The organism is Sphingosinicella soli (genome assembly GCF_014199685.1).
GTDB lineage: Bacteria > Pseudomonadota > Alphaproteobacteria > Sphingomonadales > Sphingomonadaceae > Sphingosinicella > Sphingosinicella soli.
On record NZ_JACHNZ010000044.1, the window covers coordinates 18,719 to 32,332 of the forward strand.

General features: G+C 65.0%; 16 protein-coding genes. 4 read left to right on the top strand and 12 right to left on the bottom strand.

The annotated features are described in order from the left end of the window. Window positions 1-52: 52 nt before the first annotated feature. From GGQ98_RS15370 to thrC, 3 genes are read right to left on the bottom strand one after another with little or no spacing between them, the layout of a single operon-like run. Entirely contained in the window at window positions 53-913 is an 861-nt protein-coding gene (locus tag GGQ98_RS15370; protein WP_184071076.1) for a class I SAM-dependent methyltransferase, read from the bottom strand. Then, window positions 913-2,139: a M16 family metallopeptidase gene (locus GGQ98_RS15375; protein ID WP_184071078.1), complete on the bottom strand. Its 1,227-nt coding sequence runs from the start codon at window positions 2,137-2,139 to the stop codon at window positions 913-915. The genes GGQ98_RS15370 and GGQ98_RS15375 overlap by 1 nt, the downstream gene beginning before the upstream one ends. Then, window positions 2,136-3,533 carry a threonine synthase gene (gene thrC / locus GGQ98_RS15380; protein ID WP_184071080.1) on the bottom strand — a complete coding sequence of 466 codons (1,398 nt, stop codon included), beginning with the start codon at window positions 3,531-3,533 and terminating at the stop codon, window positions 2,136-2,138. Before thrC ends, GGQ98_RS15375 begins: the two co-directional genes overlap by 4 nt. Window positions 3,534-3,681: 148 nt before the next feature. On the opposite strand from thrC, the gene GGQ98_RS15385 reads away from it, so the two are divergent. From GGQ98_RS15385 to GGQ98_RS15395, 3 genes are read left to right on the top strand one after another with little or no spacing between them, the layout of a single operon-like run. After that, a complete protein-coding gene (locus GGQ98_RS15385) occupies window positions 3,682-4,092 on the top strand; it encodes a hypothetical protein (protein ID WP_184071082.1) in 411 nt (136 codons plus the stop codon). 51 nt (window positions 4,093-4,143) lie between these two features. Beyond that, complete coding sequence (locus tag GGQ98_RS15390; protein ID WP_184071084.1) at window positions 4,144-4,665, top strand: hypothetical protein; 522 nt, start codon at window positions 4,144-4,146, stop codon at window positions 4,663-4,665. Beyond that, window positions 4,665-5,144, top strand: a complete 480-nt coding sequence (locus tag GGQ98_RS15395) for a DUF421 domain-containing protein (protein ID WP_184071085.1) — start codon at window positions 4,665-4,667, stop codon at window positions 5,142-5,144. Before GGQ98_RS15390 ends, GGQ98_RS15395 begins: the two co-directional genes overlap by 1 nt. A 37-nt stretch (window positions 5,145-5,181) precedes the next feature. Here the strand turns inward: GGQ98_RS15395 and GGQ98_RS15400 are convergent, their stop codons facing one another. The 9 genes from GGQ98_RS15400 to GGQ98_RS15440 all read right to left on the bottom strand — a co-directional run bounded on the left by GGQ98_RS15400 (window position 5,182) and on the right by GGQ98_RS15440 (window position 12,954). Beyond that, window positions 5,182-5,853 (bottom strand): fumarylacetoacetate hydrolase family protein, encoded by a 672-nt coding sequence (locus tag GGQ98_RS15400; RefSeq protein WP_184071087.1) that lies wholly within the window; start codon window positions 5,851-5,853, stop codon window positions 5,182-5,184. Continuing rightward, window positions 5,850-6,443, bottom strand: coding sequence for an SURF1 family protein (locus GGQ98_RS15405; protein ID WP_184071089.1), 594 nt, complete (start codon window positions 6,441-6,443; stop codon window positions 5,850-5,852). The genes GGQ98_RS15400 and GGQ98_RS15405 overlap by 4 nt, the downstream gene beginning before the upstream one ends. Then, window positions 6,443-6,835: a DUF983 domain-containing protein gene (locus tag GGQ98_RS15410; RefSeq protein ID WP_184071091.1), complete on the bottom strand. Its 393-nt coding sequence runs from the start codon at window positions 6,833-6,835 to the stop codon at window positions 6,443-6,445. The genes GGQ98_RS15405 and GGQ98_RS15410 overlap by 1 nt, the downstream gene beginning before the upstream one ends. Continuing rightward, the gene (locus tag GGQ98_RS15415) at window positions 6,835-7,662 is read right to left on the bottom strand and encodes a cytochrome c oxidase subunit 3 (protein WP_184071093.1); all 828 of its coding nucleotides are present in this window, start codon (window positions 7,660-7,662) and stop codon (window positions 6,835-6,837) included. Before GGQ98_RS15415 ends, GGQ98_RS15410 begins: the two co-directional genes overlap by 1 nt. A gap of 4 nt (window positions 7,663-7,666) precedes the next feature. Beyond that, window positions 7,667-8,257, bottom strand: a complete 591-nt coding sequence (locus tag GGQ98_RS15420) for a cytochrome c oxidase assembly protein (RefSeq protein ID WP_184071095.1) — start codon at window positions 8,255-8,257, stop codon at window positions 7,667-7,669. A gap of 115 nt (window positions 8,258-8,372) precedes the next feature. Continuing rightward, window positions 8,373-9,290 carry a heme o synthase gene (locus tag GGQ98_RS15425; protein ID WP_184071097.1) on the bottom strand — a complete coding sequence of 306 codons (918 nt, stop codon included), beginning with the start codon at window positions 9,288-9,290 and terminating at the stop codon, window positions 8,373-8,375. A gap of 7 nt (window positions 9,291-9,297) precedes the next feature. Further along, window positions 9,298-10,956: a cytochrome c oxidase subunit I gene (gene ctaD, locus GGQ98_RS15430; protein WP_184071100.1), complete on the bottom strand. Its 1,659-nt coding sequence runs from the start codon at window positions 10,954-10,956 to the stop codon at window positions 9,298-9,300. A 25-nt stretch (window positions 10,957-10,981) separates the two neighbouring features. Then, entirely contained in the window at window positions 10,982-11,989 is a 1,008-nt protein-coding gene (gene coxB / locus GGQ98_RS15435; protein ID WP_184071103.1) for a cytochrome c oxidase subunit II, read from the bottom strand. 146 nt (window positions 11,990-12,135) lie between these two features. After that, entirely contained in the window at window positions 12,136-12,954 is an 819-nt protein-coding gene (locus GGQ98_RS15440; protein WP_184071105.1) for a crotonase/enoyl-CoA hydratase family protein, read from the bottom strand. 33 nt (window positions 12,955-12,987) lie between these two features. On the opposite strand from GGQ98_RS15440, the gene GGQ98_RS15445 reads away from it, so the two are divergent. Beyond that, on the top strand, window positions 12,988-13,446 hold the full coding sequence (locus GGQ98_RS15445) for a (2Fe-2S)-binding protein (protein WP_184071107.1): 459 nt from the start codon (window positions 12,988-12,990) through the stop codon (window positions 13,444-13,446). Window positions 13,447-13,614 lie beyond the last annotated feature (168 nt).

A 13,614-nucleotide genomic window follows, 5' to 3' on the forward strand; every position in this document is an offset into this window, starting at 1 on the left:
TTCACCGACGCATGGCCCCCCGGCGCAGGCCGGGGTGACGATTTGAGTATTATCACCGCGACCAGCGCGCGAAGATCGCTGTCGGCAGGAGGAGCCCGCGCGCTTCCTCGCGGATCGTCATCTCACCGGCTTCGACGCTGCCGCCGAGCGGGCGCGTGACCTCTTCGGTGAGATTGGCGATGGCGATGGCGGACATGCGCACTGCGTAGGCCGTCAGCACAAGGAACTTCGAGCGATCATCAAGCAGCGCCGCGCACGCCGCCATCAGCGCGGCGAGCTTTTCATCCAGCTCCCACACCTCGCCCTTCGGACCGCGCCCGTATTTGGGCGGATCGAGAATGATGCCCGCATAGCGGCGACCGCGCCGAACCTCCCGCTCCACGAACTTCAGCGCATCATCGACGAGCCAGCGGATGGGCGCGGCGCCGAGGCCGGACAGTTTCTGATTCTCCGTCGCCGCGCCAATCGCCTTCTTCGAGGCGTCGACATGCGTGACGCGCGCGCCTTTCGCCGCCATCACAAGGCTGGCGACGCCGGTGTAGCCGAAGAGGTTGAGCACCTCGTCGCCGGGCGCCACACGATCGGCGATCCAATCCCACTGCGGCGCCATGTCCGGAAAGAAGGCGAGGTGGCGGAACGGCGTGTTCGAGGCCCAGAATTTCACCGGGCCGCGTGCAAGCGGCCAGGCGCCAGGTATTTTCGGCGAAAGAGTCCACCGGCCGCCGCCCTCGGCATCGGAGCCGCCGATGAATTCGCCGTCGGCGTGCCAATCAGGCGCCGCGGGTACCCACATCGCCTGCGGTTCCGGACGGATGAAGCGCCACGGGCCGTAGCGTTCGAGCTTTCGGCCATGCCCACTGTCGACAAGGCCGAAATCGGCCCACGGTTCGGTGACGAGCGTGGCGAGCGCCATCAGGCGGCAAGCGCCTTTTCGGCTGCGCCCACCGAAGCGCGCGCCGACGGACCGGCAAGCATGCGCGCACCCGCAGCACGCGCGGCGTCCAGCGTTACCGCATCGATTTCCGCCACGACCTCCGCCGGTTCGACAAGACGGCCGCAGAGCGAAAGCTGGCGCGCGACATAGCTCGCCTGCCCCTCGGTGCTTTCAAGGTTCATCAGCAGCCCCGCCTTCACCAGCGCGCGCGCGCGTTCCAGCTCGGCGGACTGGAGATCTTCCACCGCGCTTGCCAGTTCGCGGCGAACAAGCGCCATCGCCGCCGCCGCTTCGCGCCGCTCCGTGGCGAGATAGATGAAAAACAGCCCCGCGTCGTCGAACGCCTGGAGCGCCGCATAGATGCTGTAGGCGAGGCCGCGCTCTTCGCGCACCGACTGAAATAGGCGCGAGGACATGCCGCCGCCGACCGCCTCCGCGAACAGACGCGCGGCGAAATAATCGGGCGCGAGCGCGCGCGGAGCGGCGAAGCCGAGCGCGAGGTGCGCCTGCTCGAACCGGCGCGAATCCGCCGAAATCCCGCCCACGAACAGCGCGGGTTCGGGGACGATGGCCTCGGTATGCGGAAGATCGCCGAAGCGGACCTGCGCGAGATCCACGAGCGTGTCGTGATCGACCTTTCCGGCGGCCACCAGCATCATCCCGCCGGGGCGGTAGCGGCGCTGCCACGCCGCGAGATCGGCGCGGGTGAGGCCGCCGACGCTCGCCTCGTCACCAAGAATGGAACGCCCCAGTGCCTGCCCCTGAAACGCGACGGACTGGAGATTATCGAAAATAATATCGCCGGGCGTATCGCGCGCCTCGCCAAGTTCCTGAAGCACGACGCGCTTTTCACGCTCCAGCTCCTCCTCGTCGAAATGCGGCAGACGCACGAGATCGGCGATGATGCCGGTGCCGAGCGCAAGGTCATCGGCCAGCAGGCGGGCGGAGAACACCGTGGTTTCGCGGCTCGTCGCAGCATTCAGCTCGCCGCCGACGTCCTCGATCGCCTCGGCGATGGCGCGCGCGGAGCGGCCGCCGGCACCCTTGAACACCATGTGTTCGAAAAAGTGCGCGAGACCGTTTTCCCGCGCGCTTTCATGGCGCGAGCCGATATCCGCGAACAGGCCCACCGATACGGTTTCGACGCTCGGCATCTCGCGCGTCGCCACGCGAAGGCCGTTTGCGAGCGTCGAGAGGCGCATCATTTCGGCGTTGCCCGGGCGGTGACGAAGTCCCGTACGGCGGCGTAGTCGCCGGGCAGCGCGGTGCAGCTTTCCTCGCGATCGAACAGGCCGGAGAGGCGCACGGGAAGCGCCGGGCGCACGCCCGTGGCGCGCTCCACGGCGTCGCGGAACTTCGCCGGGTGTGCCGTCGCCAGCGTGACGACTGGGATGGCGGGATCAAGATCGGCCGCACGCGCGGCGGCAAGGCCTATCGCGGTGTGCGGATCGATGACGTTGCCCGCCATTTCAGACGCCCAGCGCAGCGTGAGCGCCATCTCGTCCTCGTCCACCCGGCAGCTGGTGAAGCGCTCGGCCGCGCGCGCGCGCATGGCGGCGGGAATCTCCAGCACCTTCGCGACGTCGAACGCGTGCATCATCGCGGTAAGCGTCGCGCCGTCGCGGTCGGCGAGATCGAAGAGCAGACGCTCGAAATTGCTCGACACCTGGATATCCATCGAAGGCGCTGCGGTGGGCGTGACGGTTCCGGCCGAATAATCGCCCGCCGAAAGCGCGCGGTGCAGGATATCGTTGATGTTCGTTGCCACGATCAGCCGCGCGACCGGAAGGCCCATGCGCGCCGCGACATAGCCCGCGAACACGTCGCCGAAATTGCCCGTCGGTACCGAGAAGGCGACCGCGCGGTGCGGCGCGCCGAGGCGGACGGCGGCGTAGAAATAATAAACGACCTGCGCCATCAGGCGCGCCCAGTTGATCGAATTGACCGCGCTCAGTTCGAAACGGCTCGTCACGTCCGTGTCGCCGAACATCCGCTTCACCATCGCCTGCGCATCGTCGAACGTGCCGGAAATCGAGATGTTATGGATGTTGGGCGCCATCACCGTGGTCATCTGGCGGCGCTGCACGTCGCTGACGCGGCCTTCGGGGTGCAGCATGAACACATCGACATGCTCGCGCCCCGCAAGCGCCTGGATCGCGGCCGAGCCGGTGTCGCCCGACGTGGCGCCGACGATGGTGAGGTGGCGCCCGGCGTCTTTCAGGAAATGTTCGAACAGCAGGCCGAGGAACTGCAGCGCGACGTCCTTGAAGGCCAGCGTCGGGCCGTGGAACAATTCGAGCAGGAAATGCCGCGCATCGAGCTGCACGAGCGGCGTAACGGCCGCGTGATCGAAACTCCCGTAGGCTTCATCGATCAGGCTTTTCAGATCGGCATCGACAATCGAATCGCCGGTAAAGCGGCGGCAGATCGCGAAGGCGGTGTCGGCGTAGCTGAGCCCCGAAAGCGCCGCGATCTCGTCTTTCGACAGAACCGGCCATGCCTCCGGCACGTAAAGACCGCCATCCGACGCGAGACCGGCGAGCGTGACGCCGCGAAAATCGAGTGCGGGTGCTGCCCCGCGCGTGCTGATGTACCGCATAACCGCGGGGACTTATCGGGAAGCGGCGTGCACCGCAACAAATAGCGCACTATTCGAGGCTATTCCCGCTGTTCATGGGGCGGGAAACAGAAACTATGGCCGCGCCTCCGATCGCAGCTTCCAAATAGGACGGCTGAGGAGAACGGATTTGAAGCGCGGCACGCCCGGAATGTGTATCGTAAACCCTTCGCTGGTGCCCGATATCGCATCGCTTACCGGGTCGCAAAGCGAGATCATGCGCCGCGCCGGCATCAGCTGGAACAGCTGGATCAAGGTTTGCGGCGGACTGCCGATCCGCCTTTCGGTGGGCCGCCGCTTCAAGGATCGCGTGTTGGCACGTGCGCATGAAAGCGAGTGCCTGCGCCGGAGATTTCCCGGCGGGGCCGAGGGCGGCATCGACCACGTCGCGCTCGACGCGGCATTCCTGCGCCCCGTTGCCCCCGCCCTTTCGGCGGATGCCATTCATCTGCCTCCGATCCGGTCTGTCCGTCGCGCGCGCCAACTGCTCGTCGGGCGTTATCCCGCCGCTGCGCGCGAAGCCGCCGCCGCGCTTTCCTGAGCCCCCGGGGAACCTTCCGCCTGCTCCGGGATTGAGCCCCCGGAGACACGCATGGGCGACGGCTACCCCGACGGTATCACGGAAACACACCTGCGTTCCCACCGCTGGCATCGCAGCGCCAGCCCGCTGTCGTTCATCGTTCTTGCCGCCATCATCCTGATCGGGGTTTCGGGAAGGCTCGGCGGGATGCCGAACCCCTCCCGCAGCGCCACCGGGCCCGCAGCGCGACTGACGCTGGAGGCGCCCGCAATCGCCCGCAGCGGCATGGTCTTCGAAATGCGCCTTCGCATCGATGCCGCACGCGCGCTCGCAAGGCCCGTCGTCGCGGTTTCTCCGGGCTATTGGCGCGAACTGACCATCAACACGATGATCCCCGCACCCTCGGACGAGCGCTACGGCAAGGGCGGCTACCGGTTCGAGTATGCGGCGCTTGCGGCGGGAGACACGCTGATCATCAAGATCGACGGACAGATCAACCCGGCGCTCGTCGGCGGCACGGAGGGGCATATTACGCTGCTTGACGGGGAAACCCCCATCGTATCGCTGCCCGTGCGCATGGAGGTGCGCCCCTGATGGATATCGTACTGCGCGCTTCGGCCGTATTCGTGATCCTCTACCTGCTGCTGCGGCTGCTGGGCAAACGCGAGCTTGGCCAACTGACGCCCTTCGAACTGCTGGTGATGATCGTAATGGGCGACCTGATCCAGCAGGGCGTGACACACAATGATTTCAGCCTGACGGGCGCGCTGCTTGCGGTGGCCACCTTCGGCTTCCTCGCGCTGCTGCTCAGCTGGATGACCTATTTGTTCCCCGCGATGGAGCGCCTGCTCGACGGCAAGCCGCGTGTCGTCGTGCGCGACGGCACGATCATTTCCGAAAACCTGCGGCGGGACCGGATCACACACGCCGAGCTCGAATCCGAAATGCGACTGGCGGGGATCGCCTCGCTGCGGGATGTCGCCTGGGCCATCCTCGAGCCGCAGGGGAAAATCAGCTTCATCAAAAGGGAGGGCGATGCCACCGCGCAGCGCGATCGGGAGAATGCGGTTTGAAGCCCCTCTCCCCGCCCCTCTCCCCGTCGAGAGAAGGTTAGAAGCGTATCTCGAGGGGCGCCGTGCCTGCGATGGCTGCCGTGACGGTTTCCCCCGCGCAAACCCGGCCGACGCCGGCGGGTGTGCCGGTGAAGATCAGGTCGCCGGGGGCGAGCGCTACGTAGGTGGAGAGCTTGGCGATGACCTCCGCGACGGTCCAGATCATCTGCGAGATGTCGCCGTTCTGGCGGAGATCGCCGTTGACGCTGAGCGAGATCGCGCCCGAGGCAGGCGGGGCGCCGAGGGTGAGCGCACCGACAGGGGCGGAACGGTCGAAGCCCTTCGCCATATCCCAGGGGCGGCCAGCGGCCTTCGCTTCAGCCTGCAGATCGCGGCGGGTGAGATCGATGCCGACGGCATGGCCGAAGATCAGTGCTTCCGCATCGGCGACGGAAATATCGGTGCCGCCCGCGCCGAGCGCGACGACCAGTTCCACCTCGTGGTGAAGGTTGCCTGTTTGGCTTGGGAACGGCAGGGCCGCACCGCTTTCGACGACCGCATCGGCGGGTTTTGAAAAGAAGAACGGCTGCTCGCGATCAGGGTTGGAGCCCATCTCGCGGGCGTGATCGGCATAATTCTGGCCGACGCAGAAAATACGCCGCACCGGGAAACGCCGAGGACTGCCGGTAATCGCGATCGTGGGCACATCGACCTTCGGCAAATCCATCATTTCCTCCGCAGACGCTGAACAAAGACCGCATAGATGATGCCGAGCGTCGCCGCGAAGGCGAACCACTGCACAGCGTAGGCCATGTGGTTGTTGGGTATGTCCGCAGGCGACGGCGGCGCGCTCGTCACCAGCGGCGCGGGCGCAGCTTCGGAAACGAGCGTGTATCGCGGGCCCTTATTACCGCCCGTGCGGACGAGTGTGCCGGTTACGGCAAACGCACCTTCGGGTGGCCACGGCGCGACAAGTTTCGTCCAGCCATCCGGGCGATCCGACCACCCCGAATCGACGAAAATCGGCTGCCCACCACTGTTGCACAGCAACAGCATCGAAAAGCCGACCTGACCGGCCGCATTCTTGCCGCTGCGGCCCTTGGCGGACGGATCTGGGCAATCCACGCTCACGCGGATACGGCGAAATTCCAGATCATCGGAGATCACGGAGGTTTCGAGTACCGGCAGCTTTGCCTGCGCTTCCAGACGCACGAGCAGATCGGCCTTCCACTGCGCGCGCTGCAGCTGCCAGAAGCCTAGGCCGATCATCACCGGCAGCATCACGGCGACCATCAGCGTCGGCAGCAGCGGCAGGCGCATCAGGCGTCCGGCTTGTCGTTGAGGCGGCCTTCCGCGGCCTCGTTGCGGAATTCGAGCGCGAGCAGGATCGCCTTGCCGACGCGAAGACCCCAAACGGTAAGCACGACCAGGATTGGCGGCCACAGCAGCGCGTGCACCCACCACGGCGGATGCACGCCGAATTCCAGCCACATGGCGAGGCCGACAACGAGAAAACCGAGCAGGAAGATCAGGAACGCGGCCGGCCCGTCACCGACATTGAAGCCGGCGATATCGAGCTCGCACGCCGGGCAGCGATCCGTGAATTCAAGAACGTTGCGGAAAAGCCCGGCCTTGCCGCAGCGCGGACAGCAGCCTTTGAGGGCGGCCCGGACCGGGTCGACAGCGCCGACGCCGTCCGGGCCGGACACCATCAATGACCCGCGACGACCGCCGCGCCGAAATCGCTGCCCCAGACGTAGATCGCCACGAACAGGAACAGCCAGACGACATCGACGAAGTGCCAGTACCAGGCGGCCGCTTCGAAGCCGAAATGGTGCTTCGGCGTGAAATCGCCCTTGTAGGTGCGGATGAGGCAGACGAGCAGGAAGATCGTGCCGACGATGACGTGGAAACCGTGGAAGCCGGTCGCCATGTAGAAGGTGGCGCCGTAGATGTTGCCGGCCATGCCGAACGCGGCGTGGCCATATTCATAGGCCTGCACGCACGAGAAGATGAAGCCGAGGATCACGGTGAGCCAGAGGCCCTTCTTCAGCCCTTCGCGATCACCGTGGATGAGCGCATGGTGCGCCCACGTGACCGTGGTGCCCGAAAGCAGCAGGATGAGCGTGTTGAGCAGCGGATAGACGAACGGATCGAGCACCTCGATACCCTGGGGCGGCCACACGCCGCCGACCGCCTCGCCCGTGTCCGGGTAGAGCGCAGCGTCGAAATAGGCCCAGAACCAGGCGACGAAGAACATCACTTCCGACGCGATGAACAGGATCATGCCGTAGCGGTGATGCAGTTGCACGACAGGCGTATGGTCGCCGCTGTTCGCCTCGCGAATCACGTCCGCCCACCAGCTGTAGAAGGTGAACAGCACGCCCGCGAAGCCGAGGAAGAAAACCCAGCCGCCCCACGCCTGATCATGCATCCAGCCGACGGCGCCCGCCGCCATCGCAAGCGACGTGAACGCGCCGATGATCGGCCAGGGGCTCGCCGGAAGGATGTGGAAATCGTGGTTCTTGGCACCGGCCATGATCTTATCCCTGTGTTCCCTCGGCCGCCTTCACGACCGTATTGGCTGCTGTCTTATTCGTGTCTTCCTCGCTAGGGAAGAAGGTATAGCTGAGCGTGATCTCGTCGATGCGGCGCGCGCTCGCATCCTCCAGAATCGCCGGATCGATATAGTAGCTGACCGGCATGTCCACCGTCTCGCCGGGCTGCAGCGTCTGCTGATCGAAGCAGAAGCAGTGGATCTTCATGAAGTAGCCGCCGGCGGTATCGGGCGAGACATTGTAGGTCGCCATGCCGGTGATCGGTTTGTCGGTAAGATTGGTTGCCTGGTAGAACGCCATCTTGCGCTCGCCGATACGGATGGTCGCCTGCGTCTGCACGGGCTTGAACGTCCAGGCGAGGCCGGGCGCGACGTTCGCGTCGAAGCGGATCTTGATGACTTTGTTTACGGCTTCGGGCGCCGCGGTTTCGTCCACGCGCATGGTCGTGCCGCCGAAGCCGGTGACCTGACAGAACAGGCGGTAGAGTGGCACGCTCGCATAGGCGAGACCGAGCATCGCCACCGCGACGCCGCCCGCGATGAGGCCTGTGCGACGGATACGCTGCTCGCCGCTCATCCCATCCTCACGATCGTGATGGCATAGAACAGCACGGCAAGCCCGATGAGCAACGAACCGAGCACCAGGTTGCGGCTTTTCCGCTTTTTTCGAAGATCGTCGTGGTCGGCCATGTTTATCCCAGAAGCCAGCGGTCGGCGACGAGCGCGCCGAACAGGACGAAGAGATAGAGCACCGAAAACGCGAACAGTCGGCGCTCGGGGCGCATCGCAGCGGGATCGGTCGCATCGTTGCGGAACACGGCGACCGCGAGCGCCATGAACACCGCGCCGAGCGCTGCGGCGGTGAGGCCGTAGATCGCGCCGGTGAGACGCATCGCCCACGGCAGCAGGCTGACCGCCACCAGAAGCGGCGTGTAGGCGAGGATCTGGATGCGCGTTGCCCGCTCGCCGTGCGTGACGGGCAGCATCGGCACGCCCGCGTTCGCATAGTCGCCGCGCACGAACAGCGCGAGGCTCCAGAAATGCGGCGGAGTCCACAGGAAGATGAGCGCGAAGAGCAGGACCGGCAGCGCCGTGACGTCGCCGGTGACCGCCGCCCAGCCGATGACCGGCGGGAATGCGCCCGCAGCGCCGCCGATGACGATGTTCTGCGGTGTCCGGCGCTTCAGCCAGACCGTGTAGACGAACACATAGAACAGGATCGAGACGGTGAGCAGCGCGGCCGATGCGAAGTTCACTGCAAGCGCCATCACCACCACCGCGCCGACGGCAAGACTGACCGCAAAGCCGAACGCCGCCGCCGGATCGATGCGGCCCGCCGGAATCGGCCGGTTCGCGGTGCGCTTCATCCGCGCATCGAGATCGGCTTCGTACCACATGTTGAGCGCGCCCGACGCCCCGGCCGCAACCGCGATGCACAGCACCGCCGTGAACCCGATCACCGGATGGATATGACCCGGCGCCGCAAGCAGACCGCAAAGCCCCGTGAAGACGACAAGCGTCATCACGCGCGGCTTCAGCAGCGCGAAATAATCCCGCCAGTCAGCGAAATCGCTGATTGGCGGGACAGAAACGGCGGGTACGCTGGACACGGCGATCCTACTTGATTTCCGGAAGCGTCTCGAACTGGTGGAACGGCGGCGGGGAGGACAGCGTCCACTCGAGCGTCGTCGCACCTTCACCCCACGGATTGTCGCCGGCCTTCTTGCCCGAAATCAGCGAGATGATGATGTTCACGAAGAAGAACACGAGGCCTACCGCCATGATCGCGTAGCCGTAGCTGGCGACCTCATTCCAGAACGCGAACGCATCCGGATAATCGGGATAACGGCGCGGCATGCCATCCTGACCGAGGAAGTGCATCGGGAAGAACAACACGTTCACGCCGATGAAGAACACCCAGAAGTGCAGCTTGCCGAGGAACTCGTTGTACATCTTGCCGGTCATCTTCGGCCACCAGTAATAGAAGCCCGCAAACAGCGCGAACACCGCGCCGAGCGAGAGCACGTAGTGGAAGTGCGCGACCACATAATAGGTATCGTGCATGATCGTATCGACACCCGCGTTCGACAGCACGACGCCGGTGACGCCGCCGAGCGTGAACATGATGATGAAACCGATCGCCCACAGCATCGGCGTTTCGAAGCTGATCGAGCCGCCCCACATCGTGGCGATCCACGAGAAGATCTTGATGCCGGTGGGCACTGCGATGATCATCGTCGCCGCCGTGAAGTAGAGCTTCACGTTCACGTCGAGACCGACGGTGTACATGTGGTGCGCCCACACGATGAACCCGATGAGGCCGATCGCCACCATCGCATACGCCATGCCGAGGTAGCCGAAGGCGGGCTTGCGGCTGAACGTCGCCACGATCTGGCTGACGATGCCGAAACCCGGAAGGATCATGATGTACACTTCGGGGTGACCGAAGAACCAGAACAGGTGCTGGTAGAGGATCGGATCACCGCCGCCGGCCGGATCGAAGAAGGTCGTGCCGAAGTTGCGGTCCGTAAGCATCATGGTGATGGCGCCGGCGAGAACCGGAAGCGCGAGCAGCAGGAGCCACGCGGTGACCAGCACCGACCACACGAACAGCGGCATCTTGTGTAGGGTCATGCCCGGCGCGCGCATGTTGAAGATGGTGGTGATGAAGTTGATCGCGCCAAGGATCGACGATGCGCCCGCGAGGTGGAGCGAGAAGATCGCGAGATCGACCGCCGGCCCCGGATGGCCTGTCGTCGACAGGGTCGGATAGATCGTCCAGCCCGTTCCCGCGCCCTTGAAGCCCGCCGGACCTTCGACGAACATCGAGGCAAGCAGCAGCAGGAAGGCCGGGATGATGAGCCAGAACGAAATGTTGTTCATGCGCGGGAACGCCATGTCCGGCGCACCGATCATGATCGGGACGAACCAGTTGCCGAAGCCGCCGATCATCGCGGGCATCACCATGAAGAACACCATGATGAGACCGTGCGCGGTGATGAACGCGTTCCACATGTGATAGGCGGCATCGACGTTGCCGCCAACCCAGCCGGGCAGATACTGCATGCCCGGCTCGGCGAGTTCCAGACGCATGACGCCGGAAATGGCGCCGCCGATGATGCCCGCGATGATCGCGAAGATCAGGTACAGCGTGCCGATGTCCTTGTGGTTCGTCGAAAGGAACCAGCGGGCGAAGAAGCCCGGCATGTGATGGTCGTCGTGATGCTGGGCGTGATCGCCGTGAGCGTCGTAATGGGCGGCGGTGGTCTCGGCCATGTGTCGTTCCTACCCGAACTTGATCTTAAAGCGTTTCGGCGGCGGCAGGCGCCGCTTCCGGGACTGCAGGCGCCGCAGCAGCAGCATCGGCGGCGGCGGGTGCGGCAGCGACTTCGATGCCCGCATCCGTCTGGCGCGCGGCGACCCAGATATCGAATTTGTCCTTCGACACCACTTCGACGGCGATCGGCATGAAGCCGTGCTTGGTGCCGCAAAGTTCGGAGCACTGGCCGTAATAAAGGCCCTCGCGATCCGCCTTGAACCAGGTTTCGTTCATACGTCCCGGAACCGCATCCATCTTCACCCAGAAGGCGGGAACCGCCCAGCTGTGGATCACGTCCGACGCGGTCACCAGAACCTTCACGACGCTGCCGACCGGAACCACGACGCGGTTGTCCGTCGCGAGCAGCTTGGGTTCACCGGCCTTTTCAGCCTCCTCCGCCGAAAGCATCACGGCATCGAAGCCGAAGCTGCCCTGATCGGGATACTCATAGCTCCAGTACCACTGGTGGCCGGTGGCCTTGATCGTGAGATCGGCCTTCGGGGGATCGTATTGCGAGGCGAGCAGCTTGAACGAAGGGATCGCGATCGCGACGAGCACGAGCACGGGCACCAGTGTCCACACCACCTCGATGAACACATTGTGCGTCGTCTTCGAAGGGACAGGGTTGGCGCTGCGGCGGAAACGGAACATCGCCCAGATCAGCAAGCCGAACACCAGGGCCGTGATCACGCCCATGATGAGCAGCAGCGCGGTGTTGAAATCCGAACCGCGCTGACCGAGCGCAGTCACCTGCGGCTGGATCTGCCACCCGCCCTGCGGCTGGCCGATGCCGGCATCGGGACGCGTGCCCATGTTCGCCAGATTGACCGCAGGCGTCGCCGCCGCATCAACCGAAGGCGCCTGCTCGACCGTGGCGGCAGCGGGAGCCGCGGCATCGGTTGCCGCTTCCTGCGCCTGTGCCTGAACGGTGCCGAGCGTGAGCGCCGCAGCGACTGCCAATGCCCTGAAACGGCTGTTAATTCCGCGCATCAAACCCCCACTTGCTCCAATACGGCCAGACGGCGCGCGAACGCACCGACGGAATCGATTTGGCGCGCCTTATAGATGCGCCCCGATTCGCGGACAAGCGATAGCTTGCCGCACCCCGGCGCTTTCGGGAACCCGCGCGCGAACAATCAGATCGCGTCCCCGAAACGCGCCGGGCGCTTCTGGAGGTGCGCGCCCATCGCTTCGCCGAGATCCGCGCCCGGCAGAAAGGCCGAATTCCAGGTCGCGACGTAATCAAGCCCTTCGGCAATGCCCTGATCGCGGCCCCGGTTCAGCACTGCCTTCGTGCCCTGAACGGCGACGGGCGATTTCGACGCGATCTCGCGCGCAAGCGCCTCTCCGGCCGCAATCGCTTCGTCGTGGCCGGGCAGCACCCGATTGAGGAAACCGTGCCGCGCCGCCTCTTCCGCCATGAAACGGCGCCCGGTGTAGGCAAGTTCGCGCACCAGCCCCTGCGGCAGCAGGTGCGGAATGCGCTGAAGCGTACCGACGTCGGCGACGATGCCGACATTGATTTCCTGAATGCTGAAAAAGCAGTCGGCGGTGCCGATGCGGATGTCGCAGGCGGTGACGAGATCGACGCCGCCGCCGATGCAGCCGCCCTGCACGACCGCGATCACCGGTGCCTTGCACTGATCGATCACGGTGAAGCTGTTCTGCATGGCCTTCACCTTGCGGCGCAGCGCGAGGCGCTGCCGGGCGACGTCTCCTTCGCCTTCCGCCAGCAGGTCTGCGCCTGCCCACGCAAGATCCAGCCCCGCCGTGAAGTGCTTGCCGGCCGAGACGATCAGGACGGCGCGCACCGAAGGATCCGCCTCGATCGCTTCGAAAACCGTGACGATCTCGGTCCAGAAGGCCTCCGTCATGGTGTTGAACGCCTGCCCCCGCGTCATCGCCACGCGGGCGACACCTTCGGCTACGGCAAGCGACAGCGTTTGCAGTTCCATTTGGGCTTCTCCCCGTCTAAATCTCGCGTCGTCATGACTCGCTTCACCATCAACGGCAATCCTGTCGCTTTTGACCTGCCGCCCGAAACGCCGCTGCTGTGGGCGCTGCGCGACGCAATGAACCTGACCGGCACCAAGTTCGGCTGCGGGGCGGGGCTTTGCGGCGCATGCACCGTCCACATCGACGGCCAGGCACAGCGTAGCTGCCAGGTGAACATCGGCGACATCGAAGGCACGTTCGTCACCACGATCGAGGGCCTCTCCCGCGACGGCAGCCACCCCGTGCAGCAGGCGTGGATCGCCGAGCAGGTGCCGCAGTGCGGCTATTGCCAGCCGGGCATGATCATGGCGGCAGCCGCGTTCCTGAAAGACACGCCCAAGCCCACCGAAGACGATATCAAGGCGGGAATCACCAATCTCTGCCGCTGCGGGACGTATCCGCGCATCAAGAAGGCGATTCTGCGCGCGGCGGGAACGCCGAAAGAGGGGTAGGACGGGTTCAGCCGGTGGGCGTCCCCTGCCCCGATTTCCGGAACATTCCGGGATGATTTCGCCATAATTCGGGCCTAGGTGTTTGATCCCAGGCTTTGATGGTGCATTATTCAGCCAGCAATGGAAGGATGCGCTATGGGACAGATACTCCATGGGAGCGCCACAACG

Excerpts from the sequence above, each read along its gene's own strand:
- GGQ98_RS15370 (WP_184071076.1), bottom strand. The coding sequence starts at position 913 with ATGGCGCTCGCCACGCTCGTCACCGAACCGTGGGCCGATTTCGGCCTT.
- GGQ98_RS15375 (WP_184071078.1), bottom strand. The coding sequence starts at position 2,139 with ATGATGCGCCTCTCGACGCTCGCAAACGGCCTTCGCGTGGCGACGCGC.
- thrC (WP_184071080.1), bottom strand. The coding sequence starts at position 3,533 with ATGCGGTACATCAGCACGCGCGGGGCAGCACCCGCACTCGATTTTCGC.
- GGQ98_RS15390 (WP_184071084.1), top strand. The coding sequence starts at position 4,144 with ATGGGCGACGGCTACCCCGACGGTATCACGGAAACACACCTGCGTTCC.
- GGQ98_RS15395 (WP_184071085.1), top strand. The coding sequence starts at position 4,665 with ATGGATATCGTACTGCGCGCTTCGGCCGTATTCGTGATCCTCTACCTG.
- GGQ98_RS15400 (WP_184071087.1), bottom strand. The coding sequence starts at position 5,853 with ATGATGGATTTGCCGAAGGTCGATGTGCCCACGATCGCGATTACCGGC.
- GGQ98_RS15405 (WP_184071089.1), bottom strand. The coding sequence starts at position 6,443 with ATGCGCCTGCCGCTGCTGCCGACGCTGATGGTCGCCGTGATGCTGCCG.
- GGQ98_RS15410 (WP_184071091.1), bottom strand. The coding sequence starts at position 6,835 with ATGGTGTCCGGCCCGGACGGCGTCGGCGCTGTCGACCCGGTCCGGGCC.
- GGQ98_RS15415 (WP_184071093.1), bottom strand. The coding sequence starts at position 7,662 with ATGGCCGGTGCCAAGAACCACGATTTCCACATCCTTCCGGCGAGCCCC.
- GGQ98_RS15420 (WP_184071095.1), bottom strand. The coding sequence starts at position 8,257 with ATGAGCGGCGAGCAGCGTATCCGTCGCACAGGCCTCATCGCGGGCGGC.
- ctaD (WP_184071100.1), bottom strand. The coding sequence starts at position 10,956 with ATGGCCGAGACCACCGCCGCCCATTACGACGCTCACGGCGATCACGCC.
- coxB (WP_184071103.1), bottom strand. The coding sequence starts at position 11,989 with ATGCGCGGAATTAACAGCCGTTTCAGGGCATTGGCAGTCGCTGCGGCG.
- GGQ98_RS15440 (WP_184071105.1), bottom strand. The coding sequence starts at position 12,954 with ATGGAACTGCAAACGCTGTCGCTTGCCGTAGCCGAAGGTGTCGCCCGC.
- GGQ98_RS15445 (WP_184071107.1), top strand. The coding sequence starts at position 12,988 with ATGACTCGCTTCACCATCAACGGCAATCCTGTCGCTTTTGACCTGCCG.